This window comes from Methylobacterium thuringiense (assembly GCF_022179645.1).
Lineage (GTDB): Bacteria > Pseudomonadota > Alphaproteobacteria > Rhizobiales > Beijerinckiaceae > Methylobacterium > Methylobacterium thuringiense.
Genome location: NZ_BPRA01000001.1, coordinates 1 through 26,430, shown reverse-complemented (window position 1 = coordinate 26,430; position 26,430 = coordinate 1). Strand labels below are relative to the sequence as shown.

General features: G+C 67.7%; 21 protein-coding genes and 1 tRNA gene. 11 read left to right on the top strand and 11 right to left on the bottom strand.

Annotated elements, in window-relative coordinates:
* Positions 1-175: 175 nt before the first annotated feature.
* Positions 176-252 (bottom strand) — tRNA-Pro (locus MFF07_RS00110).
* A gap of 149 nt (positions 253-401) precedes the next feature.
* Between MFF07_RS00110 and MFF07_RS00105 the strand changes: the two genes are divergently transcribed.
* From MFF07_RS00105 to MFF07_RS00090, 4 genes are all read left to right on the top strand, one after another.
* A complete protein-coding gene (locus MFF07_RS00105; protein ID WP_238230288.1) occupies positions 402-1,679 on the top strand; it encodes a glycosyltransferase family 4 protein in 1,278 nt (425 codons plus the stop codon).
* 118 nt (positions 1,680-1,797) lie between these two features.
* Positions 1,798-2,121: a rhodanese-like domain-containing protein gene (locus MFF07_RS00100; RefSeq protein ID WP_147818026.1), complete on the top strand. Its 324-nt coding sequence runs from the start codon at positions 1,798-1,800 to the stop codon at positions 2,119-2,121.
* Between the two features lie 139 nt (positions 2,122-2,260).
* Positions 2,261-3,400 carry an efflux RND transporter periplasmic adaptor subunit gene (locus tag MFF07_RS00095; RefSeq protein WP_147818027.1) on the top strand — a complete coding sequence of 380 codons (1,140 nt, stop codon included), beginning with the start codon at positions 2,261-2,263 and terminating at the stop codon, positions 3,398-3,400.
* A gap of 128 nt (positions 3,401-3,528) precedes the next feature.
* The gene (locus MFF07_RS00090; protein WP_147818028.1) at positions 3,529-6,723 is read left to right on the top strand and encodes an efflux RND transporter permease subunit; all 3,195 of its coding nucleotides are present in this window, start codon (positions 3,529-3,531) and stop codon (positions 6,721-6,723) included.
* Between the two features lie 96 nt (positions 6,724-6,819).
* Here MFF07_RS00090 and MFF07_RS00085 read toward each other — a convergent pair whose 3' ends face one another.
* Positions 6,820-7,125, bottom strand: a complete 306-nt coding sequence (locus tag MFF07_RS00085) for a GCG_CRPN prefix-to-repeats domain-containing protein (RefSeq protein WP_238230286.1) — start codon at positions 7,123-7,125, stop codon at positions 6,820-6,822.
* A gap of 409 nt (positions 7,126-7,534) precedes the next feature.
* Here MFF07_RS00085 and MFF07_RS00080 point away from each other — a divergent pair, with 409 nt between their 5' ends.
* Complete coding sequence (locus tag MFF07_RS00080) at positions 7,535-7,951, top strand: HIT domain-containing protein (RefSeq protein ID WP_147818030.1); 417 nt, start codon at positions 7,535-7,537, stop codon at positions 7,949-7,951.
* 2 nt (positions 7,952-7,953) lie between these two features.
* Positions 7,954-8,868 carry an NAD(+) diphosphatase gene (nudC, locus tag MFF07_RS00075; protein ID WP_147818031.1) on the top strand — a complete coding sequence of 305 codons (915 nt, stop codon included), beginning with the start codon at positions 7,954-7,956 and terminating at the stop codon, positions 8,866-8,868.
* A 20-nt stretch (positions 8,869-8,888) separates the two neighbouring features.
* Here the strand turns inward: nudC and modC are convergent, their stop codons facing one another.
* A complete protein-coding gene (modC, locus tag MFF07_RS00070) occupies positions 8,889-10,001 on the bottom strand; it encodes a molybdenum ABC transporter ATP-binding protein (RefSeq protein WP_147818032.1) in 1,113 nt (370 codons plus the stop codon).
* Between the two features lie 53 nt (positions 10,002-10,054).
* On the opposite strand from modC, the gene MFF07_RS00065 reads away from it, so the two are divergent.
* Positions 10,055-10,711 (top strand): glutathione S-transferase family protein, encoded by a 657-nt coding sequence (locus MFF07_RS00065; protein WP_238230284.1) that lies wholly within the window; start codon positions 10,055-10,057, stop codon positions 10,709-10,711.
* Between the two features lie 5 nt (positions 10,712-10,716).
* On the opposite strand, the gene modB is transcribed toward MFF07_RS00065, so the two are convergent.
* The gene (gene modB / locus MFF07_RS00060; protein ID WP_238230282.1) at positions 10,717-11,412 is read right to left on the bottom strand and encodes a molybdate ABC transporter permease subunit; all 696 of its coding nucleotides are present in this window, start codon (positions 11,410-11,412) and stop codon (positions 10,717-10,719) included.
* 52 nt (positions 11,413-11,464) lie between these two features.
* Positions 11,465-12,844 carry a TAXI family TRAP transporter solute-binding subunit gene (locus MFF07_RS00055; protein ID WP_238230281.1) on the bottom strand — a complete coding sequence of 460 codons (1,380 nt, stop codon included), beginning with the start codon at positions 12,842-12,844 and terminating at the stop codon, positions 11,465-11,467.
* A gap of 182 nt (positions 12,845-13,026) precedes the next feature.
* Here MFF07_RS00055 and MFF07_RS00050 point away from each other — a divergent pair, with 182 nt between their 5' ends.
* A complete protein-coding gene (locus MFF07_RS00050; RefSeq protein WP_238230280.1) occupies positions 13,027-13,260 on the top strand; it encodes a hypothetical protein in 234 nt (77 codons plus the stop codon).
* Here the strand turns inward: MFF07_RS00050 and modA are convergent.
* Positions 13,257-14,072: a molybdate ABC transporter substrate-binding protein gene (modA, locus tag MFF07_RS00045; protein ID WP_373322204.1), complete on the bottom strand. Its 816-nt coding sequence runs from the start codon at positions 14,070-14,072 to the stop codon at positions 13,257-13,259. The two genes, MFF07_RS00050 and modA, sit on opposite strands and share 4 nt — an antisense overlap.
* 184 nt (positions 14,073-14,256) lie before the next feature.
* Positions 14,257-14,415: a hypothetical protein gene (locus MFF07_RS00040; protein ID WP_238230279.1), complete on the bottom strand. Its 159-nt coding sequence runs from the start codon at positions 14,413-14,415 to the stop codon at positions 14,257-14,259.
* 218 nt (positions 14,416-14,633) lie between these two features.
* Here MFF07_RS00040 and MFF07_RS00035 point away from each other — a divergent pair, with 218 nt between their 5' ends.
* Positions 14,634-15,572 carry a 50S ribosomal protein L11 methyltransferase gene (locus MFF07_RS00035; protein WP_147818038.1) on the top strand — a complete coding sequence of 313 codons (939 nt, stop codon included), beginning with the start codon at positions 14,634-14,636 and terminating at the stop codon, positions 15,570-15,572.
* A 10-nt stretch (positions 15,573-15,582) separates the two neighbouring features.
* Positions 15,583-17,409 (top strand): aminopeptidase P family protein, encoded by a 1,827-nt coding sequence (locus MFF07_RS00030; RefSeq protein ID WP_147818045.1) that lies wholly within the window; start codon positions 15,583-15,585, stop codon positions 17,407-17,409.
* Between the two features lie 48 nt (positions 17,410-17,457).
* On the opposite strand, the gene MFF07_RS00025 is transcribed toward MFF07_RS00030, so the two are convergent.
* Genes MFF07_RS00025 through MFF07_RS00010 form a run of 4 tightly spaced genes read right to left on the bottom strand, consistent with a single transcriptional unit; the run spans position 17,458 to position 23,108 of the window.
* Positions 17,458-18,039, bottom strand: a complete 582-nt coding sequence (locus tag MFF07_RS00025) for a DUF2147 domain-containing protein (RefSeq protein ID WP_147818039.1) — start codon at positions 18,037-18,039, stop codon at positions 17,458-17,460.
* A 46-nt stretch (positions 18,040-18,085) separates the two neighbouring features.
* Positions 18,086-21,193: an efflux RND transporter permease subunit gene (locus MFF07_RS00020; RefSeq protein WP_238230278.1), complete on the bottom strand. Its 3,108-nt coding sequence runs from the start codon at positions 21,191-21,193 to the stop codon at positions 18,086-18,088.
* Between the two features lie 41 nt (positions 21,194-21,234).
* Positions 21,235-22,473, bottom strand: coding sequence for an efflux RND transporter periplasmic adaptor subunit (locus tag MFF07_RS00015; RefSeq protein ID WP_147818041.1), 1,239 nt, complete (start codon positions 22,471-22,473; stop codon positions 21,235-21,237).
* Positions 22,473-23,108, bottom strand: a complete 636-nt coding sequence (locus tag MFF07_RS00010; protein ID WP_238230514.1) for a TetR/AcrR family transcriptional regulator — start codon at positions 23,106-23,108, stop codon at positions 22,473-22,475. Before MFF07_RS00010 ends, MFF07_RS00015 begins: the two co-directional genes overlap by 1 nt.
* 603 nt (positions 23,109-23,711) lie before the next feature.
* On the opposite strand from MFF07_RS00010, the gene MFF07_RS00005 reads away from it, so the two are divergent.
* The gene (locus tag MFF07_RS00005; protein ID WP_147818042.1) at positions 23,712-26,027 is read left to right on the top strand and encodes a Tex family protein; all 2,316 of its coding nucleotides are present in this window, start codon (positions 23,712-23,714) and stop codon (positions 26,025-26,027) included.
* The last annotated feature ends 403 nt before the right edge of the window (positions 26,028-26,430 follow it).

Below are 26,430 nucleotides of genomic sequence, written 5' to 3'. Positions count from 1 at the left end.
TCCATCGTCTCGAAGCGGCTGCCCGCATGGCAACCGCATGCGTGATTTGCGCCACCGGAATGGAGACCGTGCGAACGCAACGGGATGACGCAGACATGGAAAAGGCCGGGGCTTTCGCACCCGGCCTTCCATCGGAACGAAACCATCGGTTCATCGCCGATGGTCTGCGTCTTATTGGTCGGAGTAGCAGGACTTGAACCTGCGACCCCCTGTCCCCCAGACAGGTGCGCTACCGGGCTGCGCTATACTCCGTCACATCCGTTCCGATGCCCCGAGGGGCTCGGCGCTCTTAGCTTTCGACCGGGGCCGGCGCAAGCCCGAAAGGCGTCCAGGCACGGTCGCGGCCGATGGCGGGGCGGTTTAAGGAGCGTCGGCGTCCTGCCCCACCCCGACGGAGACCCATGCCCCCGCGCGCCATCGCCTTCGACCTCACCCGGCTGATCACACGGCTGCGGCATGCCAGCCCGACGGGAATCGACCGGGTCGATCTCGCCTATGCGCGCCACGTGCTCGGAGGCGAAGGACCGCGCTTCGGTCTGGTGACGAGTGCTTTCGGGCCGCGGGTGATCGATCGGGAACAGGCGCGCGCGATCGTCGACGCCGTCGCGGCGGGATGGGTCGAGGACGTGCGCGCAGAGGACGATCCCGTTTATCGCGGCCTCGTCGACGGAAGTCGCGTGCGCTCGTCCGCCGCCAAGGCCCGCCGCAGCGCGCTTCGCCGCCGGCAGATCCAACTGGGGACAGCATTGCGCACGCTGCGCGGCCGCGGCATCGCTGCCCTGCCGCCGGACACGGTCTACCTGCACAGTTCGCATCTGCGGCTCGACCGGCCGGCGCGGTTCGACTGGCTCTACGAGCGCCGCGACATCCGGCCGGTGTTCTTCGTGCACGACCTGATCCCGATCTCGCATCCCGAATACGGACGGCCGGGCGAATCGGACCGTCACAGGCAGCGCATGGAGACCATTGCCCGGCATGCCGCCGCAGTGATCGTGAACTCCGCCGACGTCGGCGGGCGCTTCTCGGCGCATCTCGCCGCGCAGGGTTTTGCGCCGAAACCGATCACCGTGGCGCCGCTCGGCGTCGAGCCGGTCTTTTCGGCACGCGACGGCGAGGCCCCGCGTTTCCTGCGGCCGACCTTCCTCGTCTGCGGGACCATCGAATCCCGCAAGAACCACCTGCTCCTGCTCCAGGTCTGGCGCGATCTCGCGGAACGGAACGGCGCCGACACCCCGCATCTCGTCATCGTCGGGCGGCGCGGCTGGGAGGTCGAGAACGTCGTGGACCTGCTCGATCGCTGCCGCGCGATCGCCCCGTATGTCACCGAGGTCACGGGACTCTCGACACCCGGCCTCGCCCGGCTGATGCGCGGTGCGACCGCCCTGCTGATGCCGTCCTTCATCGAGGGCTACGGCCTGCCGGTGGTCGAGGCGGCGGCGAGCGGATTGCCAGTCATCGCGTCCGACATTCCCGTGCATCGCGAGATCGGCCACGGCTTCTCGCAGTTCCTGGATCCCCTCGACGGCCCCGGCTGGCGCACGGCGATCGAGGCGTTGAGCGAGCGATCCTCTTCGCTTCGATCGTCGCTCGCGGCGCGATTCACGGGATACCGGGTTCCGGGCTGGCCAGCCCATCTCGACAAGCTCGATGCCGCGATCGAAGCTCTCGACCTGCCGTGATCGCGTCGGGTCGCAAACTTGCCTCCCACCGCGCTGACGAATATGGAAAACCGTCAGTCTTCGTGGCAGCCGACCGGCGGCCGTGGGGATCTGCCGCGAAGAACGGGGCTCGCACGCGATGACGATCGTCGATGTCGACCGGGATGCCGTGAAGCAGGGGCTGGCCGACGGCTCGATCCTGCTGATCGACGTGCGCGAGGAGCACGAGTTCGCAGGCGGGCACATCCCCGGCTCGGTCTCCTATCCGCTCTCCGATTTCGATCCGGACACGCTCAAGGCGCTGATCGCGACGGACGGGCGCCGGCCGGTCTTCTCCTGCGCCTCGGGCGTCCGCTCGGTCCACGCCATCGCCGCCGCCCGGCAGGCCGGGCTCGACGTGAGCGAGCATTACGAGGGCGCCTTCAAGGATTGGTACGGCTCGGGAGAGCCGATCGAACGCTGATCGCAGACAGCCGTCGAGGTTCAGCCCGGTGCCCCGGCTCCATTCCCCGTTCCAGTCCGCCCGCTGCGGCGGTTGTGTGCGGCACCGCACAACACGACCCGTCCCGAGCCTCTAGCGCGGGATGAAGGGAACCCAAAGAATGCGCAACGCCCGGCTTTACAGCCTCGTCACGATCGGTCTGGCCGCAGCGTCCGCGGCGTCGCCCGCGTTCGCGCAGGCGCCCGGTGCGCCGCCGCCCGGCGTCACCGTCTCGAAGCCGGTGGTCCGCGAGATCGTCGAGCAGGATCAGTATACCGGCCGCTTCGATCCGATCGAGTTCGTCGAGATGCGCGCCCGCGTCACCGGCTATCTCGACAAGATCATGTTCCAGGACGGAGCCACGGTGAAGAAGGGCGAAGTGCTCTTCCTGATCGACCGCCGGCCCTACAAGGCCGCGCTCGAACAGTCCCAGGCGACGCTGACCTCGGCCAAGGCACGGTTGTCCTTCACCCAGACCGACCTCGAACGCGCACAGGTGCTCTCGAAGGGCGGCAACATCTCCGAGCAGGTCACCGACCAGCGCCGGCAGGCCTCGCAAACCGCGCAGGCCGACGTCGACAGCGCCGAGGCGGCGCTCCGCAACGCCCAGCTGAACTACGACTTCACCGAAGTGAAGTCGCCGATCAACGGCCGCATCAGCCAGCGCGCAGTCACCGAGGGCAACATCGTCATCACCGACCAGACGCTGCTGACGACGATCGTTTCCCTCGATCCGATCTATTTCGGCTTCACCGTCGACGAGAAGTCGTTCCTGAAATACCAAACCGCGCTCGGCATCGGCATGGGCGTGACCCAGCGCGGCAAGGGCGCGCCGATCATGATCGCGCTCACCGGCGAGGAGAAGCCGACCCACAAGGGCACGCTCGACTTCGTCGACAACCGCGTCGACGGCCAGACCGGTACGATCCTGCTGCGCGCCACGGTTCCGAACGCGGACGGCTTCATCAAGCCGGGCCTGTTCGGCATCGTCTCGATGCCGGCGACGAAGCCGTACGAGGCGATCATGATCCCGGACGAGGCGATCTCGGCCAACCAGGACAAGCGCATCGTCTACGTGCTCGGCGCCGAGGACAAGGTCGAGGCCAAGCCCGTGAAGATCGGCCCGATCGTCGACGGCTACCGCGTCATCCGCGACGGTCTGAAGCCTGACGACGTCGTCGTGATCAACGGCGTCGCCAAGGTCCGTCCCGGCGCCAAGGTCAAGCCCGAGACGAAGCAGCTGCCCCCGACCAAGAGCTGACGACCGCGCCGTATCCAGCGCGCACCATTCGCCGCGCCAAAAAATCCACTGCGTCCCCGGCGGGGCCGCAGACGAAGACATGAGCCGACGATCCGGATCACCCGGCGCGGCGGCGGAAGGTTGAGCCGATGCGTTTTGCCCATTTCTTCGTCGACCGGCCGATCTTCGCCTCGGTCACGTCGATCATCTTCCTGATCCTCGGCATCGTCGCCTACGAGAAGCTGCCGGTCTCGCAATATCCCGAGATCGTGCCGCCGACGGTGACCGTGCGCGCCTCCTTCCCGGGCGCCAACGCCGAGACCGTGGCCGCCACCATCGCGACGCCGCTGGAACAGGAGATCAACGGCGTCGACAACATGCTCTACATGACGTCGCTGTCGACGAACGACGGCGCCATGCTGCTCACCGTCACCTTCAAGGTCGGCACCAACCTCGATATCGCGAACGTCCTCGTCCAGAACCGGCTCTCGGTGGCCCAGCCCCGCCTGCCGCCGGACGTGCGCAACCTCGGCGTCATCGTCCGCAAGGCATCGCCCGACCTGATGCTGGTCGTGCACCTGCTCTCGCCGAACAGGACCTACGACCAGAACTACCTCGCCAACTACATCTACCTGAACATCCGCGACGAGATGCTGCGTCTGGATGGTGTCGGCGACATCACGATCTTCGGCGGCAACGAATACGCCGAACGCGTCTGGCTCGATCCGAACAAGCTCGCCGCCTACGGCCTGACCACCACCGACATCACCACCGCCCTGCAGGAGCAGAACGTGCAAGTCGCGGCGGGCCAGCTCAACGGCCCGCCGGCCGACCCGAGCGCGGCCTTCCAGCTCGTCGTGCAGTCGCAGGGGCGCTTCAAGACGCCGGAAGAGTTCGCCGAGGTCATCGTCAAGGCGCGCGACGGGCGGCTCGTGCGCATCAAGGACGTCGCCCGCGTCGAGATGGGCCAGAAGGACTACACGACAAACTCGTTCCTCAACGCGACGCCCGCCGTCGGCATCGGCGCGTTCCAGCGGCCGGGCACCAACGCGCTAGAGGCGGCGGCGTCCGTCAAGGCGACGATGGAAAGCCTGAAGAAGAACTTCCCGCCCGACGTCGAGTACCGGATCGCCTACAACCCGACCGAGTTCATCGAGGAATCGATCCACGAGGTCTACAAGACGCTGTTCGAGGCGGTCGGCCTCGTCGTGATCGTGATCCTGGTCTTCCTGCAGAGCTGGCGCACGGCGCTGATCCCGGTAATCGCGATTCCCGTGTCGCTGATCGGCACCTTCGCGGCGATGGCGGCCTTCGGCTTCTCGCTCAACAACCTGACCCTGTTCGGGCTGGTGCTCGCCATCGGCATCGTCGTCGACGACGCGATCGTCGTGGTGGAGAACGTCGAGCGCAACATGGCCGAGGGGCTCTCGCCGGGCGAGGCCGCGCACAAGACCATGGACGAGGTCGGCAGCGCCGTCCTCGCCATCGCACTTGTGCTGGCGGCGGTGTTCATCCCGACCGCCTTCATCCCCGGCATCTCGGGCCAGTTCTACAAGCAGTTCGCGCTCACCATCGCGGCCTCGACCATCATCTCGGCCTTCAATTCGCTGACGCTCTCGCCGGCGCTCTGCAAGATCCTGCTCAAGCCGCATCACGAGCACGCCAAGCCGAAGTTCTTCCTCACCCGTTTCGTGAACTGGCTGGCACACCTGTTCAACCGCGCCTTCGATGCGCTGTCGAACGCCTATGCCGGCACCATCCGCGTGCTGACGACCTCGATCGTCGGCCTGCTCGCGATGCTCGTCGTCTACGCGGCGGTGATCGCCGGGACGATCCACCTCGTCCAGACGACGCCGACCGGCTTCATCCCGGACCAGGACCAGGGCTACCTGATCGGCGTGGTGCAGCTTCCCTCGGGTGCCTCGCTCGACCGCACCACGGCGGTGGTCAACCATGCCGCCGAGATCGCGCGCGGGGTCGACGGCGTCACCAACACGGTCATCATCGCCGGCTTCGACGGTGCGACCTTCACCAACACCACCAACGCGGCGGTGATGTTCCTCACGCTCAAGGGCGCGAAGGAACGGGCCGCCGTCGGCCGCAGCGCCGCCGTCATCACCGGTGACGTGCTCAAGGCGACTGCCGGCATCCAGGAAGCACGCGTCATCGTGATTCCGCCGCCACCGGTCCGCGGCCTCGGCCAGGGCGGCGGCTTCAAGATGCAGATCGAGAGCCGGCAATCGTCGGAGATCGGCCCGCTTCTGGCGGCGGTGAACGAGGTGCTGGGACAGGCCAACCAGAGCAACGACGTGCAGCGGGTCTTCACGACCTTCGCCAACGACACGCCGCAGCTCTATCTGGACATCGACCGCACCGTCGCGCGCATGTTGAACGTGCCGCTCACCAACGTCTTCAGCACGGTGCAGGCGGCGCTCGGCGGCACCTACGTCAACGACTTCAACACGCTAGGCCGCATCTATCAGGTCCGTGTGCAGGGCGACGCCCCGTTCCGCATGTCGCAGCGCGACATCGAACAGCTCAAGGTGCGCTCCTCAACCGGCGCACTGGTGCCGATGGGGACGCTCGCGACCATCCGCGAGATCACCGGCCCGCAGATCGTGCAGCGGTTCAACCTGTACTACTCGGTGCCCGTCCAGGGCGTGGCCAAGCCCGGTATCTCGACGGGTCAGGCGCTCGACGCCATGGAGCAGATCGCCACCAAGGCGCTGCCCGACGGCTACGCCTACGATTGGACCGAAATCGCCTACCAGCAGAAGGCGGTGGGAAACACGGCGATCTACGTGTTCGCGCTGGGCGTGCTCCTCGTCTTCCTGGTGCTCGCCGCGCAGTACGAATCCTGGGCCCTCCCGCTGGCGATCCTGCTTGTGGTGCCGACCGGTGTGCTGGCCGCCCTGCTCGGCGTGCAGTTCCGGGGGCAGGACAACAACATCCTGACCCAGATCGGACTGATCGTGCTGATCGGCCTCGCCGCCAAGAACGCCATCCTGATCGTGGAGTTCGCCCACGACATCGAGGAATCGGAGCACAAGGGCCCGGTCGACGCCGCCGTCCACGCCTGCCGCTTGCGCCTGCGTCCGATCCTGATGACGGCCTTCGCCTTCATTCTCGGCACCGTACCGCTCGTCATCGCCACCGGCCCCGGCGCCGAGATGCGGCAGGCCCTCGGTACCGCGGTATGCTTCGGGATGATCGGCGCGACCTTCTTCGGCCTGTTCCTGACGCCGGTCTTCTACGTGGTGATCCGCCGCTTCGTGATCTGGATCGACAGAAAGCGCGGCAAGCGCAACGACGAAGCGCCAGGCGCGCACCCGGCCCACGGATAGAGACGCGGGACCCGGCACGAAAAAAGCCGGCGGGCAATGCCCCGCCGGCTTTTCCATATCGCAGTCGCGGACCCGCGAAGCTTGCCGAAGTGCGAACTAGAAGAACGGACGCGGACCGTAGAAGCCGTAGGGCCGGTAGACGGGACGCGGGCGATAATACGCGTAGGGACCGCCGTAACCGGGCCCGCCATAGAAGCGCCGCGGGCCGTAGAAGTTGGGACGGCATTCACCCCAGGGGTTCGGGTGGAAACCGGGGCCGCAGCCGCCGGCCACGCGCTCCACTTGGGCTCCATCCACCGCGCCGAGCAACGCGGGGCTGAGCGGGGCGGCGCTCGCCGCCGACGCGAGACCAATGCCACCCGCGAGCGTCGCCGCGGTCACAAAAAGCTTCAGGTTCGTCATTCTGGGACCTCCTCGACCATTCGGCGCGAAGCGACCGCGACCGGAGATGGGATGAAACACATTTTTCCCTGAACGCTCGCTGAGCCGATCGTGGCAACATCGTGTCGACCGTCGTCCCCAACGTAGGACCCGCCAGGAAGGCTACCGTGAGCATCCAAGTGTATCCAATACTCATAACACCGCGAACTCTCTTTGCCGATCGGGACCGGCGCACAGCCGAACCTGCGATCGCGTCGTTTCTGGCAGAACTCGATTGCGCAGAGATATGATCGACGGCCTATGAGGCGTCAGCGGTGCATCCACACACGTCAGGCCAGGCCCGCCGCATGGTCTTCCGCGGTACTGCGCATGGCAGAAGACGCACGAAACCGGCTCCCACTCGACGCACAGCGTCCTACATCGCAGGATCATGAGCACCGTCTTCACCCTCGACCCCCGCCTTCAGGGCGACACCGCTGCGATCGGCGACCTCGCCCTGTGCTCCGTCCTGCTGATGGACGATTCCCGGTTTCCCTGGCTCATCCTGGTGCCGCGCCGGGAGGGCTTGAGCGAGCTGACCGACCTCACGCCCGAAGACTCGGCCACGCTGATGGAGGAGATCCGCCTCGCGACGGGCGTGATGCAGGCGCTGTCGAAGCCCGACAAGGTCAACGTCGCCGCGCTCGGAAACGTGGTGGCTCAGTTGCACGTCCACGTGATCGGGCGTTTCCGCTCGGATCCGGCTTGGCCGAGCCCGATCTGGGGTGTCGGCACGGCCAAGCCCTACCCAGCCCATGCCCGCGCCCAGCTCATCGAGCGCGCCGGCGCCCTGTTCGCTTCGGCCTGACCATGGCGGACGCCTTCGACCGCCTGGGCTTCGTGCGCAGCCGGCTGGTTCGCCACGGCGCTGAGCGCGAGCACGTCCCGGTCCCTCCGATCGAGGCACCGGGCACGGGCAATCTCGTTTTCGTCGGCGACCGCGTGGTTCTACGATCGGGCGAACCGCCAACGGCTCTGCTCGCCCCCGACGATATGGCGCAAAGGGCAGTTGACCCGCTGACGATCTTTCTCGGCCGCGCAGAGGGACGCCCGGTCTTTGCCACCGGGCTACCGGAAGACGCAGGCGAGGCTTTTCCCGAGCCGGCGTTTCGCATCTCGGACCTGCGCGGCATCGCGGCCCAGGGGGCGGTGGCCGCGGACGAACTCGGCTTGCTCGCTACCGCGAAATCCGTCCTCGCCTGGCACGGCCGCAACGGCTTCTGTTCCAACTGCGGCGCGGCCACCGAGGTCAAGGCGAACGGCTTCCGGCGCGAATGCCCGGCCTGCGCGATGCATCATTTCCCACGCACCGACCCGGTGGTGATCATGCTGGTCCACCGGGGCGATGCCTGCCTGATCGGCCGCGGCCCGCACTTTCCCGGCACGATGTATTCCTGCCTCGCCGGATTTGTGGAACCCGGCGAGACGGTGGAAGACGCGGTGCGCCGCGAGACGATGGAGGAAACGGGCATCGCCATCGGCGAGGTCAGCTACCGTGCATCGCAGCCCTGGCCATTTCCGTCCTCTTTGATGATCGGTTGCGTCGCCGAAGCGACCAGCGAGACCATCACCCTGGACCCGCTCGAACTCGCCGACGCCCGCTGGGTTACCCGGGACGACCTGCGCGCGATGTTCGAGGAGAGCCATCCCGAGGGCATCACCGCGCCGCAGCCGCTCGCCATCGCGCATCTGCTGCTACGGGACTTTCTCGAGGGAAACGTCTGATCCGTCACAGGATGACAGGATCAGATCTCGACCGGAGCGCCCTGCCCCACCCCGACGCCCTGCGGATCGAAGGCCACGCTCTTTACGATCGCATAGACCGGCCGCCCCAGCACCAGATCGAGGTCGCGCACCGACGCTCTCGTCAGCCGCGCCGCGAGGATCGCCCCGTTGCAGTCGATCTCGACCATCACCGAGGCGCCCGTCTCGGTGAGCATTTTGACCTGTCCCGACAACACGTTGCGTGCACTCAGGCCTCGTGGCAACTCGGTCGCCACGAGCACGTCGCGGGCCGGAACGCGCAAGCGGACGGCGCTTCCTGGCACCGCAGCGAGGCGGGGAACGGAGAGCAGCCCGGCGCGGCCACTCAACCGCGTCAACCCGGTCGCCTCGTCATGCGCGGCGACCGTCATCGCCAGAACCGCCCCGGCCTCGGCCGCATCGGGGATCAGGTCCGGCCTGCGTAGCACCGTATCCGCCGATCCGCTCGCTGCGACGCGCCCCGCTTCCAGAACAACAACCGTCGAGGCCAGCCGCGAGACCTCCGCCACCGAGTGGCTGACATAGACGATCGGCACGCCGGATTCGTCGCGAAGCCGCTCGATATGGGGAAGAATTTCGCCCTTGCGGGCCTCGTCGAGGGCCGAGAGCGGCTCGTCCATCAACAGCAGGCGCGGCCGCGACAGCAGCGCTCTGCCGATCGCGACGCGCTGGCGCTCGCCGCCGGAGAGGCCAGCTGGGCGCCGGTCGAGCAGCGGCCCGATGCCGAGCAGCCCGACCACGTTCGAGACCTCGGACTCCGTCGTCTCGACTCCGTGCCGGCGGGCGAACCAGCGGCCGAAGCCGAGATTCTGGCGTACACTGAGATGCGGCATCAGCCGCGCCTCCTGAAACACGCAGCCGATCCGCCGCCGATGCACCGGCACCCGGACGCGGCCCGCCGTATCGAGCAGTACCGTCCCGTCGACACTGATGCGGCCGCGATCGGGCTGCGTCAGACCGGCGATGAGGTCGATGACCGTGGTCTTACCCGAGCCGGAACGCCCAAACAGGGCCGTGAGCCCTGCCCCGGCGCTGAAGGCGACGTCGAGCGCAAAACTCCCGCGGCGGAGGGCGAGGTCGATCTCGATCGTCATGAACCGACTGCCCCGCTCGACGCGTTGTCGGCTGGAAAGCGCAGGAGCCCTGAATGGTCACCGTCCACCATCTGGAAAACAGCCGCTCTCAACGGGTGCTGTGGCTGCTGGAGGAACTCGGGCTCGCCTACGACGTGAAGCGCTACGCCCGCGACCCGAAGACGATGCTGGCGCCGCCCGAACTGCGGGCCGTGCATCCCCTGGGCAAGTCGCCCGTGCTCGACGACGACGGCACCATCGTCGCGGAATCGGGCGCGATCGTCGAATACCTGACGGCCCGGCAGGGGGGCGCCCTCGCGCCGGCGCCCGGCACGCCCGAGCACCGGCGCTACACCTATTTCCTGCACTACGCCGAGGGCTCCGCGATGCCGCCGCTGCTGCTGAAGCTCGTGTTTTCGCGGTTGGCGCCAGGCAGCCCGGCGCTGCTGCGCCCGCTGGTCCGAGCCATCGCGGCCAAGGTCACGACCGGCTTCGTCGATCCGGACCTGCGCCGTCATGCCGGCTATTGGGAGAGCGAACTCGCCGAGCGGTCCTGGTTCGCCGGTGATGCGTTTACAGCGGCCGACATCCAGATGAGCTTTCCGCTCGAAGCCTTCGCCTCCCGCGGGACGGGGGCGGGACCGAAGGTGCGGGACTGGCTCATCCGTATCCACGCGCGGCCAGCCTACCAGCGGGCGCTGGAGCGCGGTGGGCCGTACGCCTACGCTTGACGCTCTCACGCCCCCAGCCTCTGCCCGAGTCGTCGAGCGAACAGTTCCGACAGCAGCAGTGCCGTCATCGAGAGCGCGATCGAGATCAGCGTGAGGCGGAGCGCCGCCGCCTCGCCGCCAGGCACCTGGGTCAGCGTGTAGATCGCCGAGGGAAGCGTCTGCGTCTCGCCGGGGATGTTGGACACGAAGGTGATCGTCGCACCGAACTCGCCCATCGCCTTGGCGAAGGCGAGGACCGCGCCGGCGAGAATGCCCGGCAGGCTCAGCGGCAGCGTGACGACGAGGAATACCGCAAAGGGCGGCGCACCGAGGGTCGCGGCGGCCTGTTCCAGCTTGGCGTCCACCGCCTCGATCGAGAGGCGCATCGCCCGCACCATCAGCGGAAAACCCATGATCGCGCAGGCGAGCGCGGCGCCGGTCCAGCGGAACGAGAAGACGATACCGATCTCGGAGAGCCAGGAGCCGACGAGCCCCTTTCGCCCGAAGGTCAGCAGCAGCAGGTAACCGGTCACGACCGGTGGCAGGATCAGCGGCAGGTGGACCAGCCCGTCGAGCAGGGCGTGGCCGGGAAAACGCTTCCGCGCGAGGAGCCACGCCACGGCGAGGCCGGGGATCAGGCTGGCGATCGTCGCCACCGCCGCGACCCGCAGGCTGAGGGCGACGGCGATCCATTCGTCGGGGGTCAGTCCGAGGCGGTCCAAGGCGTCCGGTGGTCTCCCTGCGTAGCCGTTGTATCAGCCCGTGCAGAACCCTTCAGTCAACGGCGTTCGCTCTGGGAGTCGGCGATTGCCGCGAATCGAGAAGGGCGGCGTTGCGCATCACCGTCGAGCGCGCCGCCTCGATGGCGATCTTGGCGGCATTCATCGTGCGGGCCTCGGCATGCCGATGGAGGGCGAAGCGGGCGATGTCGGAGGCGAGCCCGTCGACCTCGTCGGCCAGTTCGGCGAGACGCGCCGCCTCGGTGGTCGTCCGGGCCTGATCGCGGATGTCGAGCAGCCGTTCGGTCGCGACCTCGAGCCGCTCGCGGCGCAATCGCGAAAAACGCTGGCGGAGCCATGCCAGGATCGAGCCGACGCCGCCGCCGAAGAAGGCGACGAGGTAGATCCAGGTCTCGTAGCGCTCGATGAAGCTCTCCTGCTCGCGCTCGAAATAGTCGATCGCACCGGGGTGGATCGGCAGCTTCGCACTGGTCGCGTCGGCGGTGGTTTCGTAGCGCGGTGCGCGGATGGCGTTCGCGGCCGGGTTCGTTTCGGCCAGCCCCGCGCGCATCTCGAACAGGTGCTGCGTGACCGAGGCCGCCACGCTTCGCGGCAGGTTTGCGCGCGCCATCAGCCGATAGGACGCGCCGACGGTGGTGACGTCCTCGGCTGGCATTTTCGGATTTCCGCCGAAGAGACCAGCCGGAATGGTGACGGTGGCGAGCTTCGGGTTCCGCTGGTTCAGCGCCACGGCATCCTGCACGCCGATCAGCCGGGCATCGTGATCGGGGCTCGCCTGCGCAACGAGGCCGACGATGCGCCTCGCCGCCGGCGTCGTCGGCGTGGTGACGACGACGACCGCGTCGATGCGTTTCTCGGCGAAGGCCGCCGCGAGGCTCTTCTCCTCAAGTCCGACCAACCCGACGGTGTCGTCCGGTACGGCCGCGCCGGATTCAGGATCGACGAGACTCAGGCCGTCATGCTCCAGAAGGCCGGTGATCAGAGCCTTGTCGGCGACTCGCTGGGCGATGAAGCCGAGACGTCTGCCGGCGAGCGCGGGCATCGTCTTGATGCCGGACGCTTCCGGCGTGATCACGAGCACCGCCTGCTCGCGCAGGACCGCCAGCGTTAGGCCGTTCCCCGGCAGGGCGACGTCGGGCCTAACAACGGCAAGGTCGGCCTTGCGGGTCTTCAAGGCCTCGGCGCTCTCGCGCACGCCGTCGAAGGACAGGATCTTGAGACGGATGTCCTTGTTGCCGGCCTTGAGTGCGTCGGCATAGGCCTGGAACAGCGCTAGCTCGGTCCCACCCTGCGGTGCGACCGCGAGGGTCAGCGTCGTCGCCCGCGAAAAATAGTAGGCGGCCGCTCCCGCGACGGCCACCGAAGCCGCCACGACGAGAACGATCGCCTCTCGCCTGATTACCCGCCGCGCCATCGGCTTCCCTATCGCCAGTGAAGCGCCGTGATAAGGCAAGCGGTCTGCCGGCGTGAGAGTGCCGCCCTCATCTTTGGGCAACCCTCGTGCGGCGGCCGGCCGCGGCGGCTCGCAACGCGACCGGCCAGCGCCCAGCTTAACGGCGCGGTCCACAGTCGGATCGCGTGGACCCCGAAACAGCGATGTCCGTATTCCAAAGCGTCGCCGAGCCGATTCGAGAACCGGCCGGCATCCCTCTGTCGAGCTTCGTCGTCGGCCAGGATCCGTCCGGCCGCTGGGTGGCCGTCGAGACACATGGCCTCGGCGGCGGCCTTTCCCGCAGCCGCCAGGATGCCGTGCACTACGCGCTGGCCGAGACTCCGGGCCGGCCGGACGCGATCCTGATCGCGACCGGGCCGGTGGAGCTTAGGATCTAGGACTTCTTCTCGGAGCCGACGACCGAAAATCCCTGCTTCTCGAAGAACGGCTTGGCCGCCGGGCTGCGCAGCCAGACCAGCAGCCTGGCGGCGTCCTCGTTGGCGGAATCCTTCGTGCGGGCGATCGGGTAGACGATCGGGGGGTGGCTGTCGGCCGGGAAGGTCGCGACCACCTTCACGCTCGCATCCGAGACGGCATCCGAAGCGTAGACGATGCCGAGGGGGGCCTCGCCGCGGGCGACGAGTAGCAGGGCCGCGCGGACGTTCTCGGCCTGCGCGACCTTGTCCTTCACGGCCTCCCAGGCGCCGAGGTTCGTGAGCGCGGCCTTGCCGTACTTGCCGGCCGGCACCGCATCGACGTTGCCCATGGCGAGACGGCCGTCACCGAGCTCCTTGGCGAGGTCGACGCCGGGTTTGAGATCCAGTGCCGCGGTCGAATCCTTCGGCGCGATCAGGACGATGGCGTTGCGCAACAGGTCGACGCGAGTGTCGGGCCTGATGCTGCCGGCCTTCTGCGCATAATCCATCCAGGCGAGGTCGGCGGAGAAGAACAGGTCGGCCGGCGCACCGGACTCGAGCTGCTTCGCCAGGGCGTTCGAGCCGGCATAGGAGATTTTTACGGTCTTCCCCGTCTCCTTGCCCCAAGCGGCCGTCGCCTCGTCGAGGGCGTTCTTCAGGCTCGCCGCTGCAAACACGACGACGGGCGCGTCCGCAGCATCGGCTGGACCGGTGGCGGGAAACGAACCGAAAGCCAGTGCTAGTCCGAAGAGGCCCGCGAGCCAGGAGCGGCGGGTCGATATTGCATGAGCCAAGATGATCGCGCCTCGGTCGGAGCGCAGCCCTGGCACTGGTCAACCGTGCCCCGGCCACGCATCGGAGATATCGAAGAGGCTACCTGCATGGCAGGCCCCATTCCCCAACGGCGCTATATCCCGGCGGGAACGGCGCGACCATAGCGGCGAGCGATCCGTGCGCCAAGCCGAACGGCCGGAGCGATCAGCCGGCCTGATCGTCGGACGGCGTCTTACGTTCCGAGCGCATCAAGCGGCTCAGCAGCACGAGCAACGAGCCGGGCACGGGCGCGTCGAGCGCTTCGGACCCCAGCACCTCGTCGCGCGAAGAGCGGAGACGGCGACGGGCACGATCGCCCGTCACGACGACGGGACCACGATTCGGAGCTTTTCTTGCTTTCATGACGCAAACGGTTGTTTCGGCGCCGGGTCGATCTGGGGATGCTGGCCGGCGATGCCAAGCGGAACCCCGCGTCGCATGTACCGCTTACATATTAAACAATTTGCCTCGCGGTTAAGCGTTCCCACACCGTTTTGGAAAAGCCGTGGAGAGCGAGGCAAGTCGGTGCTACTCCGCGCGCCATGCTCGAAGGCCTTCCTCCCCATCGCCCGACCCACGTCCTGCGCCTGTCGACGGATGAATCATCCGCACGCGCCATGACCGACGTGCTCGGCGAGATGTTCGAGCCAACCGAGACGGCCGTCGCCGCCTTCGAGGTCGAGGGCACGACCACGTGGCAGCTCGAAGCCTATTTCTCCGAGGAGCCCGACGCGGATTTCATCCGCGAACTGATCCGGCCCATCATCGGTGACCGGGCGGACGAGGCCGTGTTCGACACGATCGAACGGCAGGATTGGGTGAAGGCTTCGCTCGAAGGACTGAAGCCGGTGCGGGCCGGGCGCTTTTTGATCCACGGTTCACACGACCGGGAGCACATTCGCTCCAACGACCTCGCCATCGAGATCGAGGCGGCTCTCGCCTTCGGTACCGGCCACCACGGCACCACGCTCGGCTGCCTGCGGGCGCTGGCCGACGTGCTGAAGCGCGGGCGCCCGCGCCACGTCCTCGACGTCGGCACCGGCACCGGCATCCTGGCCTTCGCGGCGGCCAAGGCCCTGCGCTCCACGGTGATCGCCGGGGATCTCGACCCGGAGGCCGTCTGGACCGCCAAGGGCAACGCCCGCCTCAACGGCATCGGTGGAAACCTTCGCCTCTACGAAGGTCCCGGCGTGCGCCACGCACTCGCCGACCGGCCGCGCCGCTTCGACGTCGTCTTCGCCAACATCCTGGCCCGGCCGCTCAAGCGTCTCGCCCCGACGCTCACGGCAGTGGTGGCGGATCACGGCGTGCTGGTCCTGTCCGGGCTGATCGAGCGGGACGTTCCCGGGGTCCTCTCGACTTACCGCCACCGTGGCTTCCATCTCGCCCGCCTGGGCGTGATCGAGGGATGGGCGACGCTGGTGCTGCGACGTGGCGGAGCGTCCCCTCGGGTTGTTGCGGGTCGCCGAACCGCCGCGTAACCCTTACGGCATGACGAGCCCGCGCCGCCGCTTCCAGACCTTCGACGATCCGAGCCACCGCAAGGGCCCAGAGCGGATCGCCGCACTCCGGGCCGCCATGCGCGAGGCCGGAGTCGATGGCTTCGTGGTGCCGCGCGCCGACGAGCACCAGTCGGAATACGTGCCCGCGAACGCCGAGCGTCTGGCATGGCTTACCGGATTCACGGGCTCGGCCGGCGCAGCCGTCGTCCTGACGGACAAGGCAGCGCTTGTCGTCGACGGGCGCTACACCCTGCAGGCGCCCGAACAGGTCGATGCCGGGATCGTCACGATCGTGCCCCTGGCAGAGAAGAGCCTCGATACCTGGATCGGCGAGAATCTCGGCGTCGGCGAGGTGCTCGGCTACGATCCCTGGCTGCACACGGCCGACGGCGTCGCACGGCTGGAGCGGGCCGCAACCAAAGCCGGCGGCTCGTCGAAGGCGGTCGCGAACCTCGTCGATGCCGTCTGGGCCGGTCGGCCGCCACAGCCGGCAGGCCGCGTCGTGCTCCAGCCGATCGAGCATGCCGGCGAGACGGCCCAGGCGAAGCTCGCCCGCATCCGCGAAAAGCTCACGGCGGCGAAGGCCGATGCGCTGGTGATCTCGGACCCACACAACCTCGCCTGGGCGTTCAACCTGCGTGGATCGGACGTGACCCACACGCCGCTCGCGCTCGGCTACGCCATCGTGCCGAGGGAAGACCGGCCGAGCCTGTTCCTGAGTTCGAGGGATCTCGCGCCGGAAGCGCAAGCCGACCTCGGTACGCTCGCCGACCTCGCCCCGCGCAGGGCGTTCGAGGATGCTCTCACCGCCCTTGCCGGCAAACCCTCCAAGATACGGCTCGATATCGCGACCGCTGGGGCAGCGCTCAAGGAAACGATCACGTCGGCCGGCGGCACCGCCGACATGGGGCCGGATCCGATCACCGGCATGAAGGCGATCAAGAACGCCGCGGAAATCGACGGCTCACGCGCTGCGCACCGGCGGGATGGCCTTGCCGTGACGCGCTTCCTGGCGTGGCTGCAGCGCAAGGCTCACGGCGGCGTCGGCGAAATCCAGGCCGTCGAGGCCCTGGAGGATTTCCGGGCGGAAGGCGGCCTGTTGCGCGAGGTGTCGTTCCCGACGATCTCGGGCTCGGGTCCGAACGGCGCGATCGTGCATTACCGCGTCACCACGGCGACCGACCGACGGGTCGAGCCGGGCGAACTCTTCCTGATCGATTCCGGGGCGCAATACGCCGACGGCACCACGGACATTACCCGTACCGTGGCGGTGGGTACGCCGACGGAGGAGATGCGCGACCGCTTCACGCGCGTGCTGCAGGGACACATCGCCATCGCACGCGCGGTGTTTCCGAAAGGCACGACAGGGGCACAGATCGATGCCTTCGCCCGGCGGCCGCTCTGGGAGGCAGGACTCGAGTTCGATCACGGCACCGGCCACGGCGTCGGCGCCTTCCTGTCGGTTCACGAAGGACCGCAGCGCATCGCAAAGACGGGAACGACGGCGCTGGAGTCCGGCATGATCCTGTCGAACGAGCCCGGCTACTATCGCGCGGGCACCTACGGCATTCGCATCGAGAACCTGATCCTGGTCGAGGAGCGCGCCATCGCGGGCGGCGAAAGACAGATGCTCGGGTTCGAGACTCTGACGCTCGCGCCGCTCGACCGCCACCTGATCGTCGCCGACCTGCTGTCTCCTGCCGAGACGGAATGGATCGACGCTTATCACGCCCGAGTGCGCGAGACGCTCGGCCCCGATCTCGACCCGGACACGCGCGCCTGGCTGGAAGCCGCGACCCAGCCGATCGGATCATAGAGGCGATCTCGTCACCCTGAGTCGTCGTGCGGTGATCCGGTAATCGTCCTATCTGGGTCCGGGCGTGGCCGTTCCCGCCGGGCGGCCCTTCGCTGCGGGCTTGGCAGCCCATTCTGGATCGGATCGCGGACCGCCTGCCGTGTCGGTCGCCCCCTGAAGCTGACCGGGCGCTACGTCCTCGACGCGCTTCCAGGCCTGCGAGGCGCAGAACACCAGCATGCAGCCCTTGACGGTCAGGACCGAAGGCTGGTCGCTCCATACCGTCACGTCGTAGGATTTGCCGTTGTCGGCATTGTAGATCTTGCCTTCGTAGTGCCCCTCGCCATTCGGCTGCAGCCCGGGCAACATTTGATGGCCGAGTTGCAGGCGTGTCTGCTTGCTCGGGTCCGGGTTGTACTTGTCGACTTTTGCCTTGCCGTTATCGTCCTGCGGCTTGCTCCCCCAGACGACGTAGCCGCAAAGGCGCGTGCTCTCCGATTTGCAGCGCTCCGTCCGAACGCGCGCGCGACCGTCTTCGGTGAGCCACGTACCGAAGGGTTCGGAGGCACGTGCCGAGCTCGAATCGACGCAGCTGAAAGCGGCGACGGCAAAGAGTGTCGCCGTAGCGGCGCGGACGACGATGGGTGTCATCGATACCTCTTGCTCGCGTGAAGAAGCGGGAGTGATGCGATCGGCCCTATCGCGACACGGCCGCAGGGGAATGGATCTGTGAGGATTCCTCGGAAGGTTCGTCGCGTTGACCGACGAAGCGTCCGAACACGCGCCCGAGGACGTTGCCGAGGCTGTCCATCAGCAGGAACACGGCGGGCACGAAGACCAGCGACAGCAGGGTCGAGACGATCAGGCCGGAGATGACGGCCACCGCCATCGGCGCGCGGAATTCGCCGCCGACGCCGAGCGCCATGGCAGAGGGCACCATGCCGGCGGCCATGGCGATGGTGGTCATCACGATCGGCCGGGCGCGCTTGCGGCCGGCATCGACGATGGCGGTGACACGGTCGACACCGGTGCGCATCTCCTCGACCGCGAAGTCGACGAGCATGATCGCGTTCTTCGTCACCAGCCCCATCAGCATCAGGATGCCGATCACGACGGGCATCGAGATCGGCATGTTGAGGATGAGGAGGCCGAGGATCGCGCCGCCGATGGAGAGCGGCAGCGAGAACAGGATGGTCAGCGGCTGCAGGAAGTTGCCGAACAGCAGCACCAGCACGGCGTAGACCATCATGATCCCGGCGCCCATCGCCATGAGGAAGCCCGAAAACACCTCGCCCATGATCTCGGCGTCGCCCGTCTGGCGGATGGTCACCCCCGGCGGCAGGTTTTTCGCGGTGGGCGTCTGCAGCGCCTGCTGGATCAGCGAGCCCAGCGCGTCCGAGCCCTCCATATTGGCCTCCACCGCGACGCGGATCACGCGGTCGTAGCGGTCGATCGCGCCGGGGCCCTGGTCGAGTTCGATGTCGGCGACGGCGGCTAGCGGCACGGCGGTGCCGTTCTTGGCCGGCACCTTGAGGTTCTCGAGCCGCGAGACCGCGCCGCGGGCGCTGTCCGGGAGTTGGACACGGATCGGGATCTGGCGATCCTTGGCGTTGAACTTGGCGAGGTTCAGGCCGATGTCGCCGATCGTCCCGACCCGCACGGTTTCGGCGATGGCGTCGGTGGAGACGCCGAGATCGGCGGCCGAGCCCTCCTTGGGGCGGATGCGGACCTCGGTGCGGTTGAGCGGCGCCGTCGACATCACTGCGATGAGGTGCGGGATCGCGGCCATGTCGCGCTGGAGCCGGGCGGCGACCTCCGCGACCACGTCGGCATCGGGTCCGCCGACCACCAGCGCGAGGTCACGCTGCCCGCTATCGCGAAGAGTCCAGGAGCGGATGTCCGGCTCCTCGGCGATGAGGGCGGCGATCTCGCTCTCGATGGTCCATTGCTTCTTCGTACGCCGGTTCTTCGGGGTCAGGTTGACGGTCAGCGTCGCCAGCCGCGTCTCCTTCTTGCCGCCGGCCTGACGGCCGCCATCGACGAAAACGGAAACCACTTCGGGCAGGGTGCGGATGCGGGCGACCACCCGGTCGGACACGGCGATGGTGTCGGCGAGCTTCGCACCGGGCGCCAGCTCGACCATGACGAGGGTGCGGGCATTGTCCTGCTTCGGCACGAAGCCGGAGGGCAGCAGGCCGGTGGACGCGAGCGAAGCAGCGAAGAGACCGAGACCGACGATCAGCGTGATCACCCGGTGGCGTACCGACCAGCTGACGAGCCGGCCATAGGCACGCATGACCGGGCCCTCGCGCTCCTCGACGTGAGCATGGTCGCGCAAGAAGTAGGCGGCGAGCATCGGCGTGATTAGCCGCGCCACGAGCAGCGACATGAACACCGAGACCGCGATGGTCAGCCCGAACTGAATGAAGTAGCGCCCGGCGATGCCGGGCATGAACGAGACCGGCGCGAACACCGCGATCAGCGTCGCGGTGATGGCGATGACGGCCAGCCCGATCTCGTCGGCACCCTCGATCGCCGCGCGGTAGGCGGATTTGCCGAGTCGCATGTGGCGAACGATGTTCTCGATCTCGACGATGGCATCGTCGACGAGGATGCCGGTGACGAGCGTGATCGCGAGCAGGCTGATGCCGTTCAGCGTGAAGCCGAGCATGTCCATCGCCCAGAAGGTCGGGAAGACCGAAAGCGGAAGGGCGATCGCCGCGATCAGCGTCGCGCGCCAGTCGCGCAGGAACAGGAACACCACCAGCACGGCGAGCGCGGCACCCTCGATCAGGGTGTGCATCGCGGAATCGTAGCTGCCGATGGTCGAGGAAACTGAGGAATCGATCTTTTCGAAGAGGATGTCGGGATAGGAAGCTTGGAACTCGGCGACCCTCTTCTCGACGCCCGCCGCGACGTCCGCATCGCTGGCACCCGAGCCGCGCGAGACCGTGAAGGCCACCACCGGCTCACCGTCGAAGCGGGCGAAGGTGCGCGGCTCCTCGATGGCGTCCTGCACCGAGGCGAGGTCGTCGAGCCGCACCTTGCGGCCGGCGGGCAGGACGATGGAGGTCGCCTTGAGGTCGCGGATGGTGCGCGAGGCCGCAAGCGTGCGGATCGACTGCTCGCGGCCGCCGACCTCGCCGCGCCCGCCCGCCATGTCGGCCGAGGTCAGGCGGAGCTGCCGGTTCACATCGGCCGCGGTGATGCCGAGCGCCAGAAGCCGGTCGGGCTGGAGCACGATGCGCATCTCGCGGGCGACGCCGCCGACGCGCTCGACCCCGCCGACGCCCTTCACGCCCTGGAGGGTGCGCGCGACCTTGTCCTCGACGAACCAGGACAGCTCGGCCGGGTTCATCGCCGGGGCCTTCACGCCGTAGACGAGGATCGGCAGGCCGGCGATCTCGACACGACTGATCACCGGCTCCTCGATGGTGCGCGGCAGGTTGATGCGGATCTTCGAGACCGCGTCCTTCACGTCGTTGACGGCGCGGTCGGTGTTCACCTCCAGCCGAAACTCGACGGTGGTGACCGACGAACCCTCGGTGATCGCCGAGGTGATGTGCTTGACCCCACGCACGCCCGCGATCGAATCCTCGACCCATTTCGTGACCTGGGTCTGCAGTTCGGAGGGGGCCGCGCCGGACTGCGTGATCGCCACCGAGACGATCGGTACGTCGATGTTCGGCATCTTCGTCACCGCCAGGCCGCGGAAGCTCACGAGGCCGAGGACGATCAGCACGAGGAACAGGACCAGCGGCCCGATCGGGTTGCGGATTGCCCAGGCGGAAATGTTCAAGCGCATCGGAGCAACCCGCTTTTTGCAACTAGCTGGACGGCGTCGGCTCAGGGAGTGCCGGCTTCGGCGCTGGCCTGGGGCGACGGCGCCTCGGCCACGGCCGGCACCGCCGTCGCGACGGGGATCGGCCTAACTTTGTCGCCGTCCCGCAAGAAACTGCCGGCGAGGGCGACGACGCGCTCGCCCTCCGCGAGGCCGGTGCGGATCTCGATGTCGTCGTCGTCGGAGAGGCCGGTGCGGACCTCGCGGGCCTCGACCCGGTCGCCGGCCGCCACCAGCACGCTGCTGCCTTTGGCTCCGCCATAGAGCACGGAGGCCTGCGGCACGGTCACGCCGCGGGTGCGGGCGAGTTCGACGGCGCCGCGGGCGAAGGTGCCGATGCGCAGGCGCGGGTCGGCATCGAGCCGGACGCGGACCTTGCCCAGCCGACTCGCCTTGTCGACCTCCGGATAGACGGCGCGGACGCTGCCGCGCACGCGCTCGCCGCTGCCGAGTTCGATCCAGGCCGGGCGGCCCTCGTGCAGGAGCGGCAGCTTGGTCTCGATGACCTCGCCCTCCAGCTCGATCTCGCCGCGAGCGATGAGCCGGAACAGCGGCTCGGCGGACGACGAGGCGGTGATGCCGACCCGGGCCGTGCGGCGGCTGACGATGCCGGCTTCCGGCGCGCGGATCTCGGTGCGGGCGAGACGGAGTTCGAGCTCGTCGTGAACGGCCTTGGCCTGGGCGAGCTCGGCCTTGGCGATGAGCAGTCCGTTGCGCGCGAAGGCGAGCTTGCCCTCGGCCTGGCGAAGCGCCGCCGTGCGGCTCTCCATCACCACCGCCGTGGCGTTGCCGGTCTGCATGAGCTGCCGGGCGCGGTCATAGCCGAGACGCGCCTCGGTCTCGGCCGCCTCGGCCTGCTCGATGCTGCTCTGGGCCTGCGGCACCGCAGCGGTCGCCTTGTCGACGAGGGCGCTCTGCTGGGCGAGCTGCCGGTCGATCAGGTCGTGCGAGAGGCGGGCGAGGACCTGACCGCGCTGGACGCGCATGCCCTCTTCCACCAACACCTCGGTGACGCGATAGCCGTCGATCTCGGGCGTCACCAGGATCTCGTCGCGGGGCACCAGCGTACCGGTGACGATGACGCTTTCGACGATCTCGCGGCGGGTGGCCTCAACCACGCTCACGGCCGGGATCAGGTTCGCTTTGGCGGTCGCCAGCGTGCCCTCGGCCTGTGCGGACGACGCAGTCAGGGCGAAGCCGAGCGACAGCAAGGCCGTGCCGGCCCATATGCGGATGGCAGTCATCACGACGGTGTCCCAGTTGTATCGGACGAGGTCGGCAGGCGTCCGCCGAGCCCGGCTTCGAGCAACCGCAGCATTTGCGCGACGGCGGCTGCCGGGTCGAAGTCGGGCGTCAGGGCCCGATCGACGATGACGCCCTTCAGCAGGTGGCTCACCAAGGCATAGAGCGCCGGCGGATCACAGTCCGGCGAGGTGGCGAGCGCCTCGAACATGTCGATGAACCAGGCGCGGGTTTCCGCCTCGGAACTCTCGGTCATCGCTGCGATGGCCGGGTTGCGCGTCGCCTCGGACCAAATGTCGAGCCGCAGCACCGCGGCCTCGGGCGTAAGATCCAGGAAGATCCGGGTGAGGATACCGAAGAACGCCGCGCGCCGGTCGCCGCTCTTTTCCAGTTCGCCCAGCATGGCGATGCCGCGCTCGCGCTTGCGCTCCGCCAAGCCGAGCACGATGGCCTCCTTCGATGAGAAGTACCGATAGAAATTCCCGGCGCTCATCGCCGCGGCCTTTGCCAGATCCAGCATCGTGGTCCGGTGAAAGCCGTTGCGGATGAAGCAGGTTTCCGCGGCATCGAGTATGTGCTCGCGCCGCGCCGCATGACCGCGTCCGACGTCGATGACGGTGCTGACGCCTGCGCTCACCGGACGAACCCTGTCGTCATCGTATGCGGGACGAGACGGTCCTGGTTCTTCGACAGCCGGGCCGCGTTGCAGGCTGTGCGCCCAAGGTCGAGGTCCGCGCACGATCGTGCCTGCCAACCGTCCGGTCCGACACCGGTCCAAGACACGAGCGCCAGCCATCCCGCAATCACGGCGAGTGCGAGCAACAGGTTCGATGGGGTCGATGCCACCCGGATCGTCGCGAAGATTCGCGACATGCTCGACTGGACGTCCCCTGACCGATCCGCGTCGCGGCTCGACCAACCATCACGACATATCGTGTTCATCGCCATCTCCCGGCTGCCCATTCTCTATAATGAACGTTCATTCTCATGTCAATGAACGTTCGTTCTCATTCTCGTTTCGCTGATCGGTGTGGGTCGGGATCAGATCGAAGCGCCGGCACGACCAAGCGGATACGGCCGTAACTCTCCGTTCGCTGCTGCTGTAGCCGTATCGAGAGATCCGCCGTGGTCGCCTGCTCGAGGCGACGTCGCCGTGGGTCCGGCCCCTTCGACGTCCCCTCACCCTTCGCGTTCTCGCTAGGATAGGCTAACCGCTGCGCTGCCCCATCCCGGAGTTCTCATGACGTCCGTGAACCTGCTGATCGCCGAAGAACTCGGTGTGCGGGAAGCCCAGGTCACCGCTGCGGTGGACTTGCTCGACGGCGGATCGACCGTGCCGTTCATCGCCCGCTATCGCAAGGAAGCGACGGGTCTCCTCGACGACGCACAATTGCGAACCTTGGAAGAGCGCCTCGGCTATCTGCGCGATCTGCAGAAGCGCCGCGAGGCCGTGCTCGAGAGCATCCGCGCACAGGGTAAGCTGACGCCCGAACTCGCGACCGCTCTGGCCCGTGCGGATACGAAAGCCCGGCTCGAAGACATTTACCTGCCCTACAAGCCGAGGCGCCGCAGCAAGGCGCAGACGGCCCGTGAGGCCGGTCTCGGTCCGCTGTCCGAGATCCTGCTCGCCAAACCCGAAACCGATCCGCGCAAGGTTGCGCAAGCCTATGTATCGAGCGCCAAGGGCATCGACACGGTGGAAGCCGCCTTGGAAGGTGCCAAGGCCATCCTGACCGAGCGCTTTGCCGAAGACGCCGATCTCGTCGGCCGCCTGCGCGAGGATTTCTGGAAGTCCGGCGCGGCCGTTTCGCGGGTCAAGAAGGGCAAGGCGATCGAAGGCGCGAAGTTTTCGGACTATTTCGACTGGAGCGAGCGGCTGGAACGCATGCCGTCACACCGCATCCTCGCGCTGTTTCGTGGCGAGACGGAAGGCTTTCTCGACCTCGACCTTGCAGCAGAGGGCGAAGATTCGGCTCCCGGCACACCGGGCCCCTATGAGCTCGCGATCTGCCGTCGGCACGGCATCTCTGCGAGAGGCCGCCCGGGCGATGGCTGGCTCATGGAGGTGGTGAGGTCGTCCTGGCGCACCAGGATCCGCACCGGCATCAAGGCCGACCTGCGCACGCGCCTTTTTGAAAAGGCCGAGGCCGAGGCCGTGAAGGTATTTGCCGGCAATCTCAAGGACCTGCTGCTCGCAGCGCCCGCAGGCGGCCGCACCACGATGGGGCTCGATCCCGGTTACCGTAACGGTGTCAAGATCGCCGTGGTCGACGCCACCGGCAAGGTCGTCGCCGTCGAGACAACGTATCCGCACGAGCCGCAGCGGCGCTGGAACGACACCGTGGCGACGCTCGGACAACTCTGCCGGCAGCACAAGGTCGAGATGCTGGCGATCGGTAACGGCACAGCCTCACGCGAGACCGACAAGCTCGCCGCCGAGATCGTTGCCGCCAACCCCGGCCTGAAGATGGCCAAGGTCATGGTGTCGGAAGCCGGGGCCTCGGTGTACTCGGCTTCCGAGATCGCCTCGCGCGAGCTGCCTGGGCTCGACGTGTCGCATCGTGGTGCGGTCTCGATCGCGCGGCGTCTGCAGGATCCGCTGGCCGAGCTCGTGAAGATCGATCCGAAGTCGATCGGCGTCGGACAGTACCAGCACGATATCAGCGAGCAGAAGCTCTCGCGCTCGCTCTCAGCGGTCGTCGAGGATGCGGTGAACGCGGTGGGCGTCGACGTGAACACGGCCTCGCCGTCGCTGCTCTCGCAGGTCTCGGGGCTGGGTGCGTCGGTCGCGGCCAACATCGTGGCCCACCGCGACGCCAACGGCCCGTTCCGCACCCGAACGGCCATCAAGGCCGTGGCCGGCCTAGGCCCGAAAGCCTTCGAGTTGTCGGCCGGGTTCTTGCGGATTCAGGACGGCAAAGATCCCCTCGACAGCTCAGGGGTCCACCCGGAGGCCTATCCGGTGGTGCGCCGCATCCTGGAGGCCACGAAGAGCGACATCCGCGCGCTGATCGGCAACGCCGCCATGCTGAAGAGCCTGCAGCCCGCGGCTTTCGCCGATGCGCGCTTCGGCATCCCGACAATACGCGACATCATCAGCGAGCTGGAAAAGCCCGGACGGGATCCCCGCCCAGCCTTCAAGACGGCGAGCTTCCAAGAAGGCGTCGAGAAGATCACCGACCTGAAGCCCGGCATGCAGCTAGAGGGCGTCGTCACCAACGTTGCCGCATTCGGTGCCTTCGTCGATATCGGCGTCCATCAGGACGGTCTCGTGCACATCTCGGCGATGTCGACGAAGCGGATCGCGGCGCCGTCGGAGGTCGTGAAGGCCGGTGACGTCGTACGCGTTCTGGTCCTGTCGGTCGATGTCCCGCGCAACCGGATCGGCCTCTCGATGCGCCTCGACGATTCCATCGACCGCGCCGCGCCGAAACCCGGCAGTTCAGGACCCGATCCTCGGCATATGCAGTCGAAACCGGCGACCGAGGACGATCGAGGCGGAGCTCTTGCCGACGCATTGCGCCGCGCAGCCTCGCAACAGGACCGACGCGGCTGAACTGTCTCGGTTTTCCGATCGATCCTTGCTGGCGCTCTGCGTCGGCGACGGTTTGGCGATCTTTATCGGTTGGGTGTGTGGAGGCTGTCGCGAGGGGATGCTCGCCAGCTGCGGCGCTGATCGTCGGGGACTCGGCCCGTCCTGCCGATCGCGAGGGGGCGTGAGCGCAGGCGCCGTGCGGGTTCGTCCGGGCCGCTGGGGTTGGACTGACGGCACATTCGGCTCGCCGCGTTTCGCATCTTGCGTGAGCGCGGGCCTCGGCCCTGCCGTGGCCTTGGGGCCCTCCCCTCTCGGGGTCCCGGTGGCCTTGGTCGTGCGGTTAGCCGTGTGTGGCCCTGAACGCGTTTATGCCCGTGGGCGTGCGCCTGCGGGCTTGTGGTGTTGCGCTGGTATGTGAGGGAGG

Coding starts and splice junctions, on each gene's coding strand:
- MFF07_RS00105 (WP_238230288.1), top strand. CDS start 402: ATGCCCCCGCGCGCCATCGCCTTCGACCTCACCCGGCTGATCACACGG.
- MFF07_RS00100 (WP_147818026.1), top strand. CDS start 1,798: ATGACGATCGTCGATGTCGACCGGGATGCCGTGAAGCAGGGGCTGGCC.
- MFF07_RS00095 (WP_147818027.1), top strand. CDS start 2,261: ATGCGCAACGCCCGGCTTTACAGCCTCGTCACGATCGGTCTGGCCGCA.
- MFF07_RS00090 (WP_147818028.1), top strand. CDS start 3,529: ATGCGTTTTGCCCATTTCTTCGTCGACCGGCCGATCTTCGCCTCGGTC.
- MFF07_RS00085 (WP_238230286.1), bottom strand. CDS start 7,125: ATGACGAACCTGAAGCTTTTTGTGACCGCGGCGACGCTCGCGGGTGGC.
- MFF07_RS00080 (WP_147818030.1), top strand. CDS start 7,535: ATGAGCACCGTCTTCACCCTCGACCCCCGCCTTCAGGGCGACACCGCT.
- nudC (WP_147818031.1), top strand. CDS start 7,954: ATGGCGGACGCCTTCGACCGCCTGGGCTTCGTGCGCAGCCGGCTGGTT.
- modC (WP_147818032.1), bottom strand. CDS start 10,001: ATGACGATCGAGATCGACCTCGCCCTCCGCCGCGGGAGTTTTGCGCTC.
- MFF07_RS00065 (WP_238230284.1), top strand. CDS start 10,055: ATGGTCACCGTCCACCATCTGGAAAACAGCCGCTCTCAACGGGTGCTG.
- MFF07_RS00055 (WP_238230281.1), bottom strand. CDS start 12,844: ATGGCGCGGCGGGTAATCAGGCGAGAGGCGATCGTTCTCGTCGTGGCG.
- MFF07_RS00050 (WP_238230280.1), top strand. CDS start 13,027: ATGTCCGTATTCCAAAGCGTCGCCGAGCCGATTCGAGAACCGGCCGGC.
- MFF07_RS00035 (WP_147818038.1), top strand. CDS start 14,634: ATGCTCGAAGGCCTTCCTCCCCATCGCCCGACCCACGTCCTGCGCCTG.
- MFF07_RS00030 (WP_147818045.1), top strand. CDS start 15,583: ATGACGAGCCCGCGCCGCCGCTTCCAGACCTTCGACGATCCGAGCCAC.
- MFF07_RS00025 (WP_147818039.1), bottom strand. CDS start 18,039: ATGACACCCATCGTCGTCCGCGCCGCTACGGCGACACTCTTTGCCGTC.
- MFF07_RS00020 (WP_238230278.1), bottom strand. CDS start 21,193: ATGCGCTTGAACATTTCCGCCTGGGCAATCCGCAACCCGATCGGGCCG.
- MFF07_RS00015 (WP_147818041.1), bottom strand. CDS start 22,473: ATGACTGCCATCCGCATATGGGCCGGCACGGCCTTGCTGTCGCTCGGC.
- MFF07_RS00005 (WP_147818042.1), top strand. CDS start 23,712: ATGACGTCCGTGAACCTGCTGATCGCCGAAGAACTCGGTGTGCGGGAA.